Here is an 18,614-nt window from a genome sequence, read left to right on the forward strand (position 1 = left end):
ACGAACTTTTCGCTCAGTTGGTGATGGATATGCTTTAAGCAAGGCTTTCTGTTTTGTGGCTTTGGCAATCCGTCTTGCTTCATACATCTCATTCCACAAAGCAAGTCCTTGGTTAAAGCAGTAGCGGCGATAGTCGCACGCCTCATCCAAAGCCTGTCTCATAACCTTGTTAGGATGCAGCTCATAGACTCTCGTCTGGATTACCGTAGTAGGTTCTTCCGTTTCTTCTAGTTTCACTTCTTCTGCTTTCGCCGTCATTTGCTATCACCGCCTTTCAGATTAGGATCTTTCTCAATCTTGGTTTTGTATCTTCTCAAGCCGTATAAGCGGCAAGAGAAGACATGAATTATGCTTACTAGATCGTCAACCAGTTCTTTGTCGGGACTGGTCTTAGGGTTATTGACGACAACAATCTCGCTTCCATGGCGCTTGCAGAAATTAGCAAACCAATCAAAACCAAACCGCACAAAACGATCTTTGTATGTGACGTAAATTTTGTCAATCTTGCGGTCTTCAACGTCCTGCAGAAGCTGGTTCCACTACTAGTCTTTAGCTCTTGATTTTTTCGACCAGAGCAGTTGGCTGTAAAATCCTGACTTGCGAACCTGCACTGAGCAACCAGATCATGGCTCCTTGAATATTGGCCACGTGGGTTTCGATTATCACGCAATCCTCATCATCGGCCAGCTGCTTAAAGTCAAATGATTCTTGTTTTCTGGCATCATAGATTGGCTTAGTGAGATCAGATTCATGATAGACTTTGGCAGCATAGGGAAACTTATCCAAGGCCGGCTCGATGATGCGACGTGCACAACGAAAAACAATCTTTTCAACCGTACCATTTTGGCTGCCGAACATATTGGCCAGACTATTGATATTGGCACTGCGACTGGTTTCGATGGCATCAGGATCACAGTCAATTGGCTGGTTGGTCAAGCAGGCCTGCTGAATGCGATCATGCTCGTCAAACGGTTGGACGGTGATCTCCATTGGCGCTAGCCATTGCTTAATCTTGGTAAAATTCTTGCTGACGGCATCTGCCTTGACACTGGCTGCTGCTTCGATTTCGCTGCTAGTAACCGCACCTTCAGTTAAGAGTTTAATCAGCATAAAGCGTGCGGCTTTGCCCTTGGTATCGGCCATTGAAAACTCCCCCTTTGATAAAACAAAAATATTATACCAGATTCAAGGTTGGCTGGTGGTGGAACCGGTTTGAGTGAGATGAGATCAAATGAAAAACAGATTAATAATTAAATAAAAGCCTGCTTGCAGTCTGATCGGTAAAAATAATCTGCTTTAAGATGGACTGCAATCGCAAACATAGCGTACTAAACTTATTTTAATGAATTTTGTTAGGTAATTTTAATTTAAATTAGAAAATATATTGACATTCTAATTTAACTATCATAAACTAACACCATCAAATCTTGACACGAGCTAAAGCGGAAAGGAGTCGTTTTAAATGGAATCTCAATTCAATGTTCAATTTAATCATCAAACGGCTCTTAAATATCAAGCCCTGCTGATGCTGTCAATCAAGGACCCGATTATTATTCAGTACTGACTGAAAATAATTTGGCCCTTCTTTGACGTGAGGGCCTTAAAAAAGCTCTCATTCCAAACGAATGGGAGCTTTTGTTTTACCGTTCAGGATTTTGCAAGCTACGCGATATTAGATACATGAAAGAGGGAATCGACCATGATGTTTTCACAATGTGGACCACAACGTTTTATTTCAACCAATGACGCCTACGACTATCTGCCAACTTATTTTGAAGAAGGCGGCGTAAAAAAGGTACTGTTGCTGCATGGTGAAAAGTCATGGGCTGCTGCTAAGCCATATATGCCAGAAATGCCAGCCAGCGTTGAGATTGTCGATGTACCATTCAACGGCGAGTGTTCTTATGAAGAAATCGCCCGCGTTAAAGACATCGCAACGCAAAATCAAGTTGATATGGTAATCGGTCTGGGCGGTGGCAAGTGCCTGGATACCGTTAAGAGCGTTACTCAAGGTACTCATTTTAAGCTTGGGCTGATTCCAACTTTGGCCAGCAACTGTGCACCATGGTCGGCTTTAAGCGTGCACTATCATGAAAACGGCGAGCACATCAATCATGAGATCTATCAAGAAACGGCTGACCTCGTGCTGCTTAACCCACAGGTGATCGTGAACTCGCCAATCAACTACTTTGTTGCCGGCATTGGCGATACGCTGGCCAAGTACTATGAATCCGAAATGATTTTTGAAAATATGAAGCCCGAACAGTTCAACACACAGCTGACCATCTCGCGGGCCATGGCGCAAGCATGCCGCGATGACCTGCTGGAAAACTCTGAGCAGGCGATTGCCGACATGAAGAAGGGCGAGGTAACGCCAGTCTTTCGCAAGGTTGTTGAAACCGTGATTGTTACGTCTGGTCTGGTAGGTGGTTGGGGGGACTACTTTGCCCGTGCCACTGGTGCCCATTCAGTTCATGACGCTTTGACCGCGTTTTCAGAAACCAGCGATTCTTTGCATGGTGAACGGGTTGCCTATGGGATTTTGGTTCTATTGGCGCTTGAGAATCGCGAAGACGAACTGGCTGAACTCTTGCCGCTTTATCGCAGTATGGGTCTGCCGGTCAACTTGGAAGATTTGAATCTTGATGGTACCGATCAGGAAGTCGTTGCTCAGATTGCTCGTGACACTTCAGCAGAAGGCACGCAGATTCATTTCTTGCCAATCGATACGGGCGCTTCAGCCGTTGAAAAGGCCATTATTCGTGTCGAAGAAATTACGACAGGTGAAGCGGTTGCCTAATCAAATAAAATTTAAACAGCCTCGATCTTGGCATGATGCCGTAGCGAGGCTGTTTTTTTGATGGCTTATTTAAGATAGTCCATGGCGATCTGTTTATAAATATCGATCATTTTCAAATACAGATCTAGATCAATATATTCATCGATCTTGTGCGCCGTCGCATTCCCGGGACCAAACACCAAAACATCCATATCGCTATTGGCCTTGCTCATTTCAGAGGCATCCGTACCAAATGCAATACCACGGACGCTAAAGTCCCTCCCCAGCAGTTGGTCGGCAGCGTGTTGGGCAATATTGACGATCTCGGCATTGCGATCGGTGGTAACAGCCATCTTGTTGCCTAAAATCTCAAGTGAAAGCTGAGCATGATCCTGATCGTTGACATAATCGATAATGCGCTTTAAGTGAGCGATGATGTCATCATTGTCGGTTTCGGGGATGGTACGCAGTTTAACAAATAGTTCGGCGTGATCCGGCACGGCATTTAACTGCTCACCGCCATTAATTTTGGTAACGACCGGGACAGCTTTGCCCAACACTGGATTTTCATATTGGGTGACCAACTCATGAAAATATTGTTCTTGTTCTTGGTAAAAATGGATCAGGGGCGTAATGGCATTAAAGCCCAGGTCCGGTCGTGAGCTGTGGGCCGCCTTGCCAATCGAGTCAATACGATAGGTGATCGATCCTTTATGCGCATAGGCGATATCGGCGTTAGTTGGTTCAGCAAAAATCGCGGCCGTGATGTTGTCGACATAGCCGTCTTTGGCAAACTGCTGGGCACCTTGCATGTGATTGATCTTAGAGCTTTCTTCGGCAACGGTGCCTAAAAGTTCGAGCTTGCCGTTTAAGGTAACCCCCGCATCCTTTAGCTCAGCCAATGCAATCGCCATGGCCGCTAAGCCGCCTTTCATATCAGCCGTACCACGTCCATACATGCGGCCGTTTTCAATGTGAGCACTAAATGGTGGGAAATGCCACATGGCGGGATCTTCAGTTTTTACCACGTCTTGATGACCACAAAATGCGAGTACCTTGCCATTTTTACCCGTGCCAAGCTGGGCGTAAAAGTTACTGCGGCCTGGCATGACCGGCAACAGACGACAGCTGATATCATGCTGCTTCATAAACGACTGCAAAACGGTAGCAACGCGGTCCTCAAAACCGCCGGCAGTATCGATTTGAATCAGCTGGCTTAAAAAGTCGATGCGTGCCTGGTTATCCATAGAAATGACCCCTTTAAATCCATTTTAGAAACCATCTTAGCGCGCAATCAAGGTCCTGTCTAAAAAATTTTTAAAAAGCAAAAGGCAACGGCGCCAAGGCATTTCGGTTTATCGATTTCCCAAATTCCCATGGAAGCGTTGACAAAATGTGAAAGCGCATTTATTATACTAGGTGTATCGATAACCTAAAGCGTTTTCAAAAAGAGTTAAAGATAAGGGAGAGTTGAAAATGAACTATTTGATTGGCGTAGACGTCGGCACGACCAGCACCAAAGCAGTCCTGTTCGACGAAAAAGCACAAGTCATTGATTCATACAAAGAACTGTATCAGCTATATCGTGATGGCAATGGGATGGCCGAACAAAATCCGGATGATCTGGTGGCCGCCGTTGAAAAAGTGATTCATGACGCGACTGATCGGGCAGCGGCTTTGAATGGCAAAGTATTGGCAGTTTCATTTTCCAATGCCAACCAAAGCGTGATTCTACTGGACGAAAATCATCAACGGCTGACTCGGGCCATGACCTGGGCTGATACGCGGGCACGCGATATCGCTGTGCGTTTAAAGGCAACACCGGATGGAGCTAAAATCTATGCTCAGACTGGGACACCGATTCATCCAATGTCGCCATTGACCAAACTGATGTGGCTTAAGCAGACTGAACCAGAAAAGATTGCTGCTACAGCTTATGTCGCCGATATCAAGTCATACTTGTTCTGGAAGCTGTTTGGCACGTTTAAAGTCGACATCTCAACCGCCAGCTGCACGGGACTGTTCAACATGCACACACAAGACTGGGACGATGAGATCCTTAAACTTGCCGGTATTACGCGGACGCAGCTGCCAGAAATCGTGGATGGTACGACCCAAGCACGTGGTCTGACCCCTAAAGCAAAGCAGGCAACCGGGTTAACCGATGAGACGCCATTTGTTTACGGTGCTTTTGATGGAGCACTTTCCAATCTCGGTGTGGGGGCAACGCGGCAAGATACGGTTGCGATTACAATTGGTACTTCGGCAGCCGTGCGGGTTGCGACCGATCATCCAGTTGTCGATCCTGAACAGCGGTTGTTTTGCTACTCGATTGATCGACAGCGCTGGGTAGTTGGCGGACCACTGAACAACGGTGGCGATGTCTTTCAATGGGCAGCCAATCACTTGGTTGACAGCTCAGCGGCCAAAAGCGAGGACAAATCAGTCTATGATATTGCCAATGACGTAATTGCCAGCGTACCAGCGGGGGCTCACGGACTGTTGTTCCATCCATTTTTAGGTGGCGAACGCGCGCCACTGTGGGATGCCAACGCGCGCGGCAGCTTCTTTGGTCTGAATCCGCTACATACCCGAGCCGACATGCTGCGGGCGGTGATGGAAGGCATCTGCATGAACATTGCCACGGTCTATGACGCGGTTTGTGATCTGGTTGGCCGTCCAGCCAGCGTCACGGCAACAGGTGGTTTTGCCAGGTCTGAAGTTTGGAAACAGATGCTGGCTGATGTCTTAGACGTCGCAGTTAACATTCCTGAATCCTATGAATCGGGTTGCTTAGGTGCGATCACCATGGCGATGAAGAGTCTGGGCATGGTTGATGATCTGGATGCGGTGCAAGACTTCATTGGCAGCGTTGGCGCCTATCAGCCAGATACAGCCACGGTCCAGGTATATCAAAAGTATCTGCCATTGTTTAAACAGGTTGAAGGATTGCTCAAGCCGGCCTACTCAACGATTGCTCGGCTGCAGCAGGAAAATTAATCTCAAGGGGGAAGTATTATGCCACTGCTTATTGTCTTACTAGGGGTTTTGATTCTGATCTTTTTGATCGTTAAATTGAAGCTCAATACGTTCGTTTCACTGGTCGTTACCTCATTTATCATTGCACTGTGTCTGCAGATTCCGGTTGCCAAGATACCAACGGCAATTGAAACCGGGATCGGCGGTCAGCTGGGCCACTTAGCAATTATTTTCGGATTTGGTTCCATGCTAGGTCAGCTAGTCTCTGATGCTGGTGGTGGCTACCGAATCGCTACGACATTGATCAACAAGTTTGGTCGGCGCTGGATTCAAGTGGCCGTAATCCTGGCTTCGTTTATCATTGGGCTGGCTCTGTTCTTTGAAGTTGGTCTGGTTGTTGTCTTGCCAATCATCTTCATTATTGCCCGTGAACTGGACATGCCATTGATGTACCTGGGGATTCCAATGGCCGCTACGCTGAACGTCTGCCACGCCTTCTTGCCACCACACCCGGCACCCACGGCGATTACCGAAATGCTCGGTGCCAACCTTGGTCACGTGCTGCTTTTGGGGATCGTGGTTGCCATTCCAACGATCATTATCTCTGGTCCAGTCTTCAACTACTTCCTGCACAAGCTTTACCCATCTGTTTACCGCAAAGACGTTGATATCTCCGTCTTAGGCGAATACAAGGAATTTAATCTGGAAGAAACGCCTGGCTTTGGCATTTCCGTTTTGACGGCCATGATGCCAGTTATTCTGATTGCCGTTGCTACGATCTGCTCATTTGTCCTTCCCAAGACCAATCCAGTCAACGAATTTATTCAATTTGTCGGTGCTCCTGACGCTGCCATGCTGCTGTCATTGCTGTTTGCAGTCTGGACGATGGGGCTGGCTCGCAAGGCAAAGATGAGCGAAATCTCCAATTCAATGAGCACTTCCGTTAAGCAGATTGCCATGATGCTTTTGATCATCGGTGGTGGTGGTGCCTTTAAGGAAGTTCTGGTTGAAGGTGGCATTTCCAAGTACGTTTCAACGCTGTTCTCAGGTACCAATATCTCACCAATTCTGGCAGCCTGGCTGATTACGGCACTGCTGCGGGTATCGCTTGGTTCCTCAACCGTTTCCTCAATGACGGCAGCCGGCCTGATTGCACCAATGACGGCCCACATGTCACCAACGATGAGTGCCTTGATGGTTCTTTCGATCGGTGCCGGTTCAGTCTTTTGTGATCACGTCAACGATGCTGGTTTCTGGATGATCAAGGAATACTTCGGCCTTTCCTTAAAAGAAACGCTGCTTTCCTGGTCGACTTTGACTTCAGTACTTTCGGTTGCCGGCTTGGCCAGTGTTTGGGTACTGTCCTTGATTATCGCCTAGAAAATCTCCTTAGTTAAAGATTCACTCGTAAAAAGCATGCGCCGATTTTGGTCGCGTGCTTTTTTAATTGGTGCGTGGTTATGGTAAAATAAACGTTACTAAGCAAACAGTCTAAAAGGAAGAATATTATGTCACAGCATGTAACAATCAGCGATGTTGCCAAGGCAGCGGGGGTTTCGGTAACCACGGTATCGCGCTATTTGAATGGTCGCTATCAAAAAATGAGTGCGCAAACCAGAGAGCGGATCGATGCTACAATCAAAGAGCTTCACTATGTACCGGCAGCCTCGGCCAGACGACTGCGACAGACGCAGAGCCATCTGGTTGGCGTCTTGGTTGGGGATATTTCAAACCATTTCTCGTCGCTGCTCAGTAAGGGAATCTACGACGTCTTGCAACCAGCTGGCTATGACGTACTCCTGATGAACACCAACAACTCGCAGGAAATGGAGAAAAAAGCCTTAAACGATCTTTATCAGCAGCGTGTTGACGGCATCATCGTTCAGCCAAACTCACGCAGCTTTGCTCAATATCAATCAGTTCTGCGCAATCAGATTCCACTGGTGCTGGTTGACCGGGAAGTCGATGATCAGCCATTGACGGTGGGGAAGGTAACCAGTGCTAACTTTGATGCCAGCTATCGGTTGGGACGCAAGCTGGGATCGCGCGGGTATCAAAACGTAATCACCGTTAGTTCACGCTTTGCCGAGGCGTCCGGTCAGCATCCACGAATCAAGGGCTTTCAGCTGGCGGCTGCCGAAACTGGCTTGACCTACCGTAACATCGAAATCAAAGGGCATGATGATGATTGGCTGGCAAGGGAATTGACGCGCGTGATGGGACAGCTTAGCAGCAGAACGGTCGTCATTTCTTTGATGGGGCCGACTCTGTTTACATTGCTCAAGATCTTCAAGCATGAAAAAGTGACCTTCCCCAAAGATCTGGGCTTGATCAGCTTTGATGATTGGAGCTGGTCGCAATATGTTGGTGAGGATGGCATCTTCTTGCTGCGCCAGGATATGGAACTGATGGGCAATCTAGCGGCGCAAAAACTGCTAAACCAGATTGAGAGTCACTCTATGATCAGCGATACGTCGATTTTACCGGTAACCATTGATGAGCATGCCTCGATTTAAAAATATATAAGCAACGGCTGACCAGACTGGTTGGCTGTTTTTTAATTAAGCGGTAATATTTCTTGATAAATCCCTTAAAATATAAGAAAAGCTTTCTGATAGGGGATGATCAAATGGCACTGATCGAGGTTTCAAACAATACCAAGATTTATCAAACCGGCAGCAACAAGCTCTATGCCAATCGCGACATTAGCTTTTCCATTGAAAAAGGCGAGCTCGTGATTATTTTGGGGGCATCAGGGGCAGGCAAGTCAACCCTGCTCAACATTTTGGGCGGAATGGACACCAATACCAGCGGTTCGGTAATTGTGGCCGGCCACGACATTGCTCAATACGATCGGCGGCAGTTGACTACGTATCGACGCTTGAATGTAGGCTTTGTCTTCCAGTTTTACAACTTGATCCCTAATTTAACGGCCAAAGAAAACGTTGAGCTGGCCTCTGAAATCGTACCCGATGCTCTGGATGCCGCTGAAGCCTTGCGTGCGGTCGGCTTGGCTGAACATGTTGATAAATTTCCGGCTCAGCTGTCAGGTGGTGAACAGCAGCGAGTGGCGATTGCCCGGGCCGTAGCTAAAAATCCCAAGCTTTTACTCTGTGATGAGCCAACGGGAGCCTTAGACTACGAAACTGGCAAGCAGGTGCTTAAGATTTTACAGGATATGAGCAAAAAACATGGCTCAACGGTCATCATTGTGACGCATAATGCTGCATTGGCGCCAATTGGTAATCAAGTACTGCACATTCATGATGGTCGGTTGGTCAAACAAGAACGCAATGCGCATCCAGCTGATATCGCAACGATTGAATGGTAGGTGAGCGTCTTGAGCAAGCGGATTTTATGGAAAGATGCCTGGCAAGCCATTACGCGTTCATTTGGTCGCTTCGTGGCGATTTTTCTTTTGATGGCCGTCAGTGCACTGGCTTTGATTGGTCTTAAGATTACTGGACCAGACATGCGGCAGAGTGCCACCAGCTTTTTTGCCCAGCATCAGTTGGCTGATACCACCATCACTTCAAATTATGGCTTGGACAAACAGGATCAAAAAATCATTCGCCAGCAAAACGGCGTTAAAAAAGTTGATTTTGGCTATCTACAGGACAGTACGATCAAGCAGACCAATCAGACGCTGCGCATTTTTTCTAAAACCAATGGTATCTCAAGCTGGCAACTGGTCGGTGGTCATTTACCACGACACGATAATGAGATTACCATTAGCTATCTGTTAAAAGGCAGGTATCATCGTGGACAATGGATTACGCTTAAGCAGTCGGGATCTCTGAGTCATCGTCGGTTTAAGATTGTAGGCTTTGTGCGTTCCAGCGAGTATCTGGATCGCACCGACATTGGACAGGCGACCGTGGGAACCGGCCAGTTAAACGGGGTAGCCGTGGTAAAGGAATCAGCGTTTAAAACCGGTACTGCTTATACGATTGCGCGCATCACGTATCGTAGGACAGCAAAGATGAATCCTTATTCAACCAGCTACCGTGATGATGTTGAAACTAAGCAAAATCAGCTTAAAAAGGTTCTGGATCGGCATGGTAGGGTGAAATATCAATCAATGAAACAACAGCTTGCCTTGGCTGATCAACAGCTGCAAACGGCTAAAAATCAGCTCTCAGCCGCTCAACAAATGGGTTTGGCCACTGATGCCGATGCTGGACAGCTTGAGCAACAAACTACCGGATTGGCTCAAAAGCACCGCCAACTCAAGCAGCTTGGTCAGCCTTCATATACCGTTAATGACCGTACCAGCAATCCAGGCTATGCAATTTACCAATCCAATGCCGAACGAGTCGACATCTTGGCCAACGTTTTTCCGGTCCTGCTGTTTGCAATTGCGGCATTGGTTAGTCTGACGACGATGACACGGTTTGTTGAAGAAGAGCGTATCAAAATCGGGACCTTAAAGGCGCTTGGCTATTCCAACCTGGATACGGCCAAAAAATTTACGCTGTTCAGCCTTTTGTCCAGTTCACTGGGAGTCATTGTCGGCGCAGCAGGGGGCTTTTTCGTATTGCCCAAGATTATTTTTCAAGCTTATGCTGCCAACTCAACGCTCAGCAGCTTTTACGAGCAATTTTCCTGGCCATTGTTGCTGACGACCTGGCTGATTGCAATTCTTTGTACGACTGGGGCGGCACTGTGGGCATTGCATCGTGACTTAAAGGCTCAGCCGGCTGCCTTGCTATTACCCAAGCCGCCCAAGGGAGGTTCGCGGATTTTATTGGAACATTGGCACTGGCTTTGGAGTCAACTCAGCTTCAACTGCAAGGTCACGATGCGCAATCTGTTTCGATATAAGAGTCGCGCTTTGATGACGATCTTTGGCGTGGCAGGCTGTACTGGGCTGTTGGTGATGGGCTTTGGCATTCGCGACTCACTCAGTGGTATCAGCAATATTGAATACAGCCGCATCATCAAGTATGATCTGGTTGCTGTACAAAACAATGCCGCAGCTGCCCAATCAAAGCAGCGGCTGCAGACCGTTTTGAATGATAAGAACGTCAAGGGACATACCGGCGTCTATTATCAGCAGCTGACCAAAAAGGCGGGTGAAGACCATGCCGTTCAGCAGATCTCAATGATTGTGCCGCAAAATAAAAAGTCATTCAGTAGGTATTTTGCCATTAAGAATCGGCAGACGCAAAAGTCACTGCCGTTAAACGATCATGGCGTTGTCATCTCAGAAAAGCTGGCGCGGCTCTTAAACGCAAAAGTTGGCAGTACCATCAGACTCAAAGACGATGCTGGAAACTGGCACTCAATGAAGGTATCCGGCATCATGGAAATGTATATTGGTCATTATGTCGTCATGAGTCCACAAGCCTATCAGCATATCTTTGGTCAAAAATATCAAGTCAATGCCCAGCTGATTACGCTTAAAAAGACCAATGATCTGCAGCAAATATCGCGCCAATTGATCCAGACCGGGGCAGTTTTGGGAATCAATCAAAACGTCAATAACCAGCGGACAATCGACAATACCATGGGCAGTCTCAACCGTGTCATGATCATCTTAATTGGAATGGCGGCACTGCTGGCACTGGTGGTCATCTATAATCTTTCCAACATCAACGTTGAAGAGCGTATGCGCGAACTCTCGACGATCAAGGTGCTGGGTTTTTATGATCAAGAAGTTACGCTCTATATCTACCGAGAAACGGTGATTCTGTCATTAATCGGCATTTTATTTGGCTATCTGGTTGGTATTGGGCTGCATCGTTTCATTATCTTAAGTCTGCCGCCAGCCAACGCAATGTTTGACCCAACGATGACGCTGGCTAACTTTATTGCCTTGGCTTTGATTCCAGCAGTTATTACCGCGGGCGTGGCAATGATGATGCACCGTAAGATCAGAAACGTTGATATGCTGGATGCGTTAAGCTCGGTTGACTAGTAGTTGAACCGTAAAGTCTGTCTCATTTGAGATGGACTTTTTTAAATGACTAAATGAAAAAATCAATTTGCATTGAAGAGAAAATATCCGGATGCAGCCGTGATTTTAAATTTGCAAATCCATTTGACAGCCTTATTTAGCGAATCCAGCGTTTGATAAAAACATAAAAGTTAATGGTTTAGACCACAGATGATTAATAAATTGCACAATTATTAGAATATTATTAAACAATCGCCGTGCAGCTGTTATGATTGTCAGCACCAACTAAAAAAGGGGCTGATGAATTTGTTGAGTACATTGATTTTTGCTTTGATTCCAATTTTTGTAACGATTGGGCTTGGCTATCTGGCGGCCAGACGTGGGATTTTTAACGACCAGGACAGTAAAAAGTTCGTCAAGCTGGTTTTGACGTTCATGCTGCCACTGCACGTGTTTGGCGGTTTATGGGGGACCTCGCGCCAGATTCTGGTTGAAAATGTGCCTTTGATGGGCTGGTTGGTGCTTTCTATGACGGTCTGCTACCTGGTTATGATTCTGGTTTATCGATTTGGGTTTAAAAACTCGCGCCAACTGGTTACGCTGCGCGCCATGTCGATTGCCAATCCGTCCGTGCCGTTTATTGGTTCGGCTGTTTTGCCATTATTATTCAGTGCCAGCAATAGTGCCATTACGATTGGGATCTGCTCTTTAACGGTCAATATCATCATGCTGCCAATTGCTTTTGATTCATTGAGCAGTGATCATTCAGCGATTAAACGACTAACCGATACGTTTAAAAAGCCATTGGTGATTGCAGCTGTTTTGGGATTTTTGCTGACGCTGTGTGGATCTCAGATGCCAACTCAATTAACCAGTACGTTTGATTTGCTGGGTAAAGGAGCTGGTGGGGTGGCGATCTTTGCTGCCGGTATTGTTTTAGGGACGCGTCATCTGTCATTTGACAAAACGATTCTGACCACCGTGATGATGAAAAACATCGTCTTCCCGTTGGTTGTCTTGCTGATCATGATGGCTGCTGGCGTATCGCATGACCTTATTCGGTTGGTAGTGATTGCCCTGGCCATTCCAACCGCAACAATGCCATCGACTTTGGCCATCCAATTCAACGTTAACGAAAAAGAGCTGGCCTCAACCCAGTTCTGGAGCACGGCTTGTTCATTGATCACGCTGTCGGCATTTGTTTTGGCACTGGCTTAGCAAAAATTTACAAAAGAGAAACATGCATGTGATCTATTTCTTTACAATTATTGACTATGCTTAATCATGGAAACAGAAAAACACCTCGGCTTGATACGCTGACCAATCGGGATTTCATTCGTGTGATTCCTCGCCTATTTTGAGTCGCCTTAGGGGTCTGGCTGACTCAGATCATAAATTTCGATTGTTGATCATGCGTCAATTCGAAATCTGTTCGTTTTGCTGTTTCCAAGGCAAGTCAAGAAAGTTCCTAGAATTAGACAAAAACGTACCATATTCTTAACCTGAGCACGCATGCTTCTCCCAGCAGATGCGTGCTTTTATTTTTTAAATCGACCGATGAATACGTTTGTTTAAAAGACGATTTAAGCTGGTTGTGTATTGTTGATGAATCAGGGTCATGATAAGCTTGAGCCAAACCATCACAGTATATTTTAATGAAATCAAGGAAGGCGAAAGCATGGTTTGGGAAAATACACAAGGCGATCAGCTGGTGGCCAAGAATCGACACAATATTGCCAAAACGCAGTTAGTTCCTTATTTTAATCTGGTTGTGAAGTCAGCGCGAGGATCGATCGTAACCGATGTTGAAGGCAAGCGCTATATTGATCTATTGGCAACTGATTCGGCAATGAACGTTGGGCACAATCATCCCCGTGTGATTACAGCAATGAAAAGACAGATTGATGAGTTTATCAGCTACGATACAGGATACTTTACCAATCCCACCACGATCAGATTAGGTGAACGGCTGGCAAAACTAGCGCCCAATCCAGGTCATAATAAGGTTGCATTTGGCACGTCTGGATCTGATGCGACTGAAGCGATGATTAAATTTGCTCGCGCCTATACGCACCGTCAGTATATCGTTTCGTTTGAAGGTGCCTATCATGGAACGACGTATGGGTCGCTGAGTATGAGTGCCTGCAATGTGGATATGGCTCGCGGAATTGGCCCAATGCTGCCGGGGATCGTTCATGTACCGTTTCCCAATACCTACCATTGTCGACCTGGTGAAACTGAACATGAAACAGCGCAGCGTGCATTTGCTGACTTTAAGCGTCCGTTTGCCGAATTTTTACCGCCTGAAGAAACGGCTACCGTGATTTTGGAGCCGATTCAAGGGGATGCCGGCATTATTGTACCGCCGCGTGAGTATATGGAGGCAGTCGATCGATTTTGTCATCGCCATGGCATTCTGATTGGGGTCGATGAGGTCAATCAAGGATTGGGCAGAACGGGCAAACTATGGTCATATCAGCACTTTGGTCTGCATCCGGATCTGATTGCCACGGCCAAGTCCTTGGCATCAGGTCTGCCACTCAGCGCGGTGATTGGCTCAGCCACGATTATGGATGCACCTGGAACCTCAGCCTATTGCTTTACTGGTGGGGGCAACCCAGTCAATGCTGCGGCGGCTCTGGCGACGCTGGACGTTTTGCATGATGAGCATTTGATCGAAAAATCGGCCGTTGATGGCGAATATGCCAAAGAAAAATTCATACAGCTGGCGCAAAAACATCCATGCATCGGTGACGTACGCATGCTGGGACTCAATGGCGGCATTGAGATTGTTAAGAATCGCCAGACCAAAGAGCGTGACTCACTGACGGCGGCTAAGATCATCTATCATGCTTTTCAAAAAGGTCTGATCATGGCCAAGTTGGGAGGCAACGTTTTGCGTTTTCAGCCACCATTGACGATCTCACGCAATCTGATTGATGAGGCACTGCTGATATTGGACCAGGTAATCAAAGATGTTGAAGAAAATCAAGTTGAGCTGCCAGACGAATTACGGCACGATGGCTGGTAGAACTAACAAGGAGTGATTTTTTTGAGTGAACTGATAAAAATGAAAAATGGGCAGCTGCGGGTTCCGGATAATCCAGAAATTCCCTACCTGCAAGGTGACGGAATCGGTCCAGAGATCTGGCAGACTGCTCAGCCGGTCTTTGATGCGGCTGTTTTGCACGCCTACCATGGCCGGCGTGAGATTGAATGGCTGCCGTTGCTGGCTGGTGAACGAGCCTATGAGCTGACTGGAGAATGGCTGCCAGAAGAAACACTGGCAGAATTGAAAAGACATCTGGTTGCTATTAAGGGACCCACGACGACACCGGTTGGTCAAGGACACCGCTCGATTAACGTTGCCTTGCGTCAGACACTGGATTTGTATGCGTGCTGGCGACCTGTTCGCTATTTTAAAGGAGCCCCTTCACCGGTCAGACATCCGGAACGAGTGAACATCGATGTTTTTCGAGAGAATACCGAGGACATCTATGCGGGTATTGAGGCACCAGCTGGATCAGATATGGCCAAGGCATTGGAGAATCTGCTGCAAGAAACTGGTCAGCTGAGTCGCGTTCGTTTTCCAGCTACTTCGGCATTTGGCATTAAGCCGATTTCAAAAGAGGGCTCACAGCGTTTGGTTCAAGCTGCGGTTGAGTATGCCTTGAAGAATCATCGCCATACCTTAACACTGGTTCACAAGGGCAACATCATGAAAGAAACTGAAGGCGGCTTCAAGCGCTGGGGATATGAGCTGATCGAACAGAATTATGCTGAGCAGGCCTTTACGATGGCACAGTTTGCCAGGATCAAAAAAGAGCATGGTCAAAAGCTGGCTGAGCAATCATTGAATCAGGCTCGTAAACAAGGAATGCTGATCGTTAATGATGTCATCTGTGATAATTTCTTTCAACAGATCCTGCTTTTTCCTGAGCACTTTGAGGTTGTGGCTACGATGAACCTAAATGGTGACTATCTGTCAGACGCCCTGGCGGCTCAGGTTGGTGGTTTGGGAATTGCGCCAGGAAGCAATATCAACTACCAAACGGGGCATGCGATCTTTGAAGCCACGCATGGGACGGCACCGCAGTTGGCAGGTAAAAATCTGGCTAATCCAACCTCTCTGATTCTATCGGGAGCCATGATGATGGAGTATCTAGGTTGGCAGCAAGCCGCGGAGATAATTTTCAAGGCAGTTGGTCAGGCGATTGCCAATCAAAAGGCGACGCCAGATCTGGCACCATCAAAAACTGCGCTGTCAACCAGTGAATATGGTCGCTTATTGGTCGCTCTTATCAATTCTTAATCCAAATTCCAGTTGGTAAAAGCTGCGATAATTGAGGATCAAGAGAAGAACAGAAATTGTAAATGAGTGAAAACCCGAACAATGATTAGAGCATTTTCGATAAGTTTCTTGATAAAAATAAATAATTTTAAAAAATTAAAAAAACTGCGGATTATTTTATCTATTTTAAATTTGAAAATAAATTCGCAAATTTAAAAATGTGGTTGACATCAATCAAACAGAGGATTATTATAATAGTCGTAAATTAAAAGTTGATAAGAAACAAAGCATCCTTAACGGAAAAGATTCGCTTAAAACTGCAATCCTGTAGGCATTAAGGGTCCATCTTATCAGGTCTTAATTCTTCGTTAAAACTGCGCATAATCTTAACGATCGCGTACGAAAAAACGCCAGTGGCTTTTGGGTCACTGGCATTTTTGTTTGGTCGCAAATAGAGATGTGAGTACCGCTTTATTAAAGATTTAAAATATATTAAAAGAACTACTCAAAATTTAATAATTTTAAATTTGAAAATGAATTTACAAATTTAAAAATATGGTTGACATCAATCAAACAGAGGATTATTATAATAATCGTAAATTAAAAGTTGATAAGAAACAAAGCATCCTTAACGGAAAAGATTCGCTTAAAATTGCAATCCTGTAGGCATTAAGGGTCCATCTTATCAGGTCTTAATCTTCCACAAAAAACTGCGCATAATCTTTAACGATCGCGTACGAAAAAACGTCAGTGGCTTTTGGGTCACTGGCGCTTTTGTTTTTCATCAATATTTGAATGCAAAAAAATCCCCACCTTATAGATTGGGGATTTGATCAGTTATGCTTGATTAATAGCGAATCTCGTTGCGGGAACGGCCGCCATTGGCAATCGTGATGGCATCGTTGGAGGCGATTTGAACCATATTGCGAGCCGCCGTTTCGGTAAAGAAGGCAACGTGGGGAGTAATTACCACGTTTGGCATGGTCGCCAGTTCCTTGTAGTCGCTTGGAACGTCTTGTGCAGCAACGTTGGTTTGGCCAAAGAAGGTGGTTTCATCAGCCAGCGTATCCAGACCGGCCCCGGCAATCTCGCCATCCTTTAAGGCTTTAATCAATGCCGGCGTGTCAATCAAGGCACCACGCGCTACATTGATCAAGTAGGCGGTGTTCTTCATCTTTTTGAACTCTTTTTCACCAATCATACCGCGCGTACTTGGCAAAAGCGGTGTGTGCAGTGAGATGATGTCAGATTCCTTAAAGATGGTCTCACGATCAACATATTCGGCAAATGGCTCCAGAGCAGGATCGTAGGCAATATCGTTGACCAAAACGCGGGCACCCAAAGCTTTGTAGATCTGGGCGGTAGCTGTACCAATGTGACCAGCACCGATCAGGCCAACCGTGCAGTTGTAGATTTCATTACTGATGAGGGTTTCATTCCAGCTAAAGTCGTGATCTTGATTCATCCGGGCGTCAAAAATGCCGATCCGCCGCAGCAGGTACATTGCTTGGGCGACTCCCATTTCGGCAATGGCGCGTGGTGAGTAGCTGGCAACATTGGTAACGATCAGGTGGTTGGCTTTGGCGGCGTCTAAGTCAACCATGTCAACCCCAACCATGCGACAGCTGATCTGCTTGATACCGAAGCTGGCTAATTTTTCATAGACTTTGGCACTGCCCATTGAACCCGTCTGTAAAACGGTGATGGCATCAAAGTCTTTTGCCAGATCAACCGTATCATCGTTGAGTGGTTCTTCAATCATCTTGAGTTCAGTTTGTGTCTGTTCGGCCCATTTTTCAGCATAAGGCTTTTCATATGGGTGCGTACTGTACATTAGTACTTTCATTTTAGTAATTCCCTCCTGAAATTATCCATAAAACGACTAATATTATCATATCACGAGTTAAAGCGAATAATTAAAATGAATTGAAAAAGGTAATGAAAATAAGCGGTTTACGTGATTTGATTAACAAAAACATGAGGGAAATTAACAAACATCAAATTTTAATTGCCCGACCTAATTTTATTAAAATTAAGCCGATATTTACATAGTGATGAAGATGATTTATTTAATTTTGCAAAGAACCAATTTAAATGATTGACATTTTATAATGAGTAAATTAATATAATGGCAATTAAATTAGAAAATCATTAAAGAAATGGAGGCATTCATTATGGATTTAGTCGTTGTAAATTTCATGGAAGATAACCAAGCAGGTGTCAGCCGACTGATTAGCGAATTTCTGCATCGTCCCGTCACGGATCTGAATCAAGAAATCGTCAATTTAAGTGGGCAGACGATGGATCAACTGACGATGAGCCGTGGTGAAGCCGACCTCCGTCAAATCGAGCACGATGTCTTTGGTGCCAAGTTGGCTGAACATAACGTGGTACTGACTGCGCCAAGCCATGTCCTGACCCGTTTTGAAAATCTCAAGATGCTGCAGGAAACCGGTGCGTTTGTGGTCGTCTTAAAAGATCAAAAAGCTGCGGACAAACCGTTTGAAGCGATGCTGGAACAAAGCTTTGGGCATGATCGGATGATTGACGCGGCTAATCTTTCAACTAGAGAAGCTGTTCGACGTGTTGCTGCTTGTTGGAGTACTCAAAAGGCTGCCTAGCGAAATAACTCGATTTCTAAAAAAGACTGATCAGTAAAAAGCTGG

Annotated in this window: 15 protein-coding genes; 10 read left to right on the top strand and 5 right to left on the bottom strand. The window is 46.0% G+C overall.

Translation table 11 applies throughout. The features are described from left to right. From HF864_RS03215 to HF864_RS03225, 3 genes are all read right to left on the bottom strand, one after another. Positions 1–258: helix-turn-helix domain-containing protein (locus HF864_RS03215; RefSeq protein ID WP_169461677.1), on the bottom strand; the 258-nt coding region annotated here is incomplete at its 3' end. Continuing rightward, entirely contained in the window at positions 255–527 is a 273-nt protein-coding gene (locus tag HF864_RS03220; protein WP_346774608.1) for a recombinase family protein, read from the bottom strand. The genes HF864_RS03215 and HF864_RS03220, both read right to left, overlap by 4 nt. A 22-nt stretch (positions 528–549) precedes the next feature. Beyond that, complete coding sequence (locus tag HF864_RS03225) at positions 550–1,143, bottom strand: WYL domain-containing protein (protein WP_169461678.1); 594 nt, start codon at positions 1,141–1,143, stop codon at positions 550–552. Positions 1,144–1,699: 556 nt separating this feature from the next. On the opposite strand from HF864_RS03225, the gene HF864_RS03230 reads away from it, so the two are divergent. After that, positions 1,700–2,800, top strand: coding sequence for an iron-containing alcohol dehydrogenase family protein (locus HF864_RS03230; protein ID WP_169461679.1), 1,101 nt, complete (start codon positions 1,700–1,702; stop codon positions 2,798–2,800). Between the two features lie 65 nt (positions 2,801–2,865). Here the strand turns inward: HF864_RS03230 and HF864_RS03235 are convergent, their stop codons facing one another. Beyond that, complete coding sequence (locus HF864_RS03235; RefSeq protein ID WP_169461680.1) at positions 2,866–4,026, bottom strand: ArgE/DapE family deacylase; 1,161 nt, start codon at positions 4,024–4,026, stop codon at positions 2,866–2,868. Positions 4,027–4,255: 229 nt separating this feature from the next. Here HF864_RS03235 and HF864_RS03240 point away from each other — a divergent pair, with 229 nt between their 5' ends. The 8 genes from HF864_RS03240 to icd all read left to right on the top strand — a co-directional run bounded on the left by HF864_RS03240 (position 4,256) and on the right by icd (position 15,969). Then, positions 4,256–5,779 (top strand): gluconokinase, encoded by a 1,524-nt coding sequence (locus HF864_RS03240; RefSeq protein WP_169461681.1) that lies wholly within the window; start codon positions 4,256–4,258, stop codon positions 5,777–5,779. Positions 5,780–5,797: 18 nt separating this feature from the next. Further along, positions 5,798–7,138, top strand: a complete 1,341-nt coding sequence (locus HF864_RS03245) for a gluconate:H+ symporter (RefSeq protein WP_169461682.1) — start codon at positions 5,798–5,800, stop codon at positions 7,136–7,138. Positions 7,139–7,266: 128 nt separating this feature from the next. Next, positions 7,267–8,274: a LacI family DNA-binding transcriptional regulator gene (locus tag HF864_RS03250; RefSeq protein ID WP_169461683.1), complete on the top strand. Its 1,008-nt coding sequence runs from the start codon at positions 7,267–7,269 to the stop codon at positions 8,272–8,274. A 113-nt stretch (positions 8,275–8,387) separates the two neighbouring features. Beyond that, complete coding sequence (locus tag HF864_RS03255; protein ID WP_169461684.1) at positions 8,388–9,089, top strand: ABC transporter ATP-binding protein; 702 nt, start codon at positions 8,388–8,390, stop codon at positions 9,087–9,089. A 9-nt stretch (positions 9,090–9,098) separates the two neighbouring features. Next, the gene (locus HF864_RS03260; RefSeq protein WP_169461685.1) at positions 9,099–11,678 is read left to right on the top strand and encodes an ABC transporter permease; all 2,580 of its coding nucleotides are present in this window, start codon (positions 9,099–9,101) and stop codon (positions 11,676–11,678) included. 279 nt (positions 11,679–11,957) lie between these two features. Beyond that, positions 11,958–12,875 carry an AEC family transporter gene (locus HF864_RS03265; protein ID WP_346774606.1) on the top strand — a complete coding sequence of 306 codons (918 nt, stop codon included), beginning with the start codon at positions 11,958–11,960 and terminating at the stop codon, positions 12,873–12,875. A 460-nt stretch (positions 12,876–13,335) separates the two neighbouring features. Then, entirely contained in the window at positions 13,336–14,688 is a 1,353-nt protein-coding gene (locus HF864_RS03270; protein WP_169461687.1) for an aspartate aminotransferase family protein, read from the top strand. Positions 14,689–14,709: 21 nt separating this feature from the next. Next, entirely contained in the window at positions 14,710–15,969 is a 1,260-nt protein-coding gene (gene icd, locus HF864_RS03275) for an NADP-dependent isocitrate dehydrogenase (protein WP_240936863.1), read from the top strand. A gap of 826 nt (positions 15,970–16,795) precedes the next feature. Here the strand turns inward: icd and HF864_RS03280 are convergent. Beyond that, the gene (locus HF864_RS03280; RefSeq protein ID WP_169461688.1) at positions 16,796–17,794 is read right to left on the bottom strand and encodes a D-2-hydroxyacid dehydrogenase; all 999 of its coding nucleotides are present in this window, start codon (positions 17,792–17,794) and stop codon (positions 16,796–16,798) included. A 328-nt stretch (positions 17,795–18,122) separates the two neighbouring features. On the opposite strand from HF864_RS03280, the gene HF864_RS03285 reads away from it, so the two are divergent. Further along, positions 18,123–18,569 carry a shikimate kinase gene (locus HF864_RS03285; RefSeq protein ID WP_169461689.1) on the top strand — a complete coding sequence of 149 codons (447 nt, stop codon included), beginning with the start codon at positions 18,123–18,125 and terminating at the stop codon, positions 18,567–18,569. The last annotated feature ends 45 nt before the right edge of the window (positions 18,570–18,614 follow it).

Origin of the sequence: Lactobacillus sp. MRS-253-APC-2B, from assembly GCF_012843675.1 — a bacterium.
Lineage (GTDB): Bacteria > Bacillota > Bacilli > Lactobacillales > Lactobacillaceae > Limosilactobacillus > Limosilactobacillus pulli.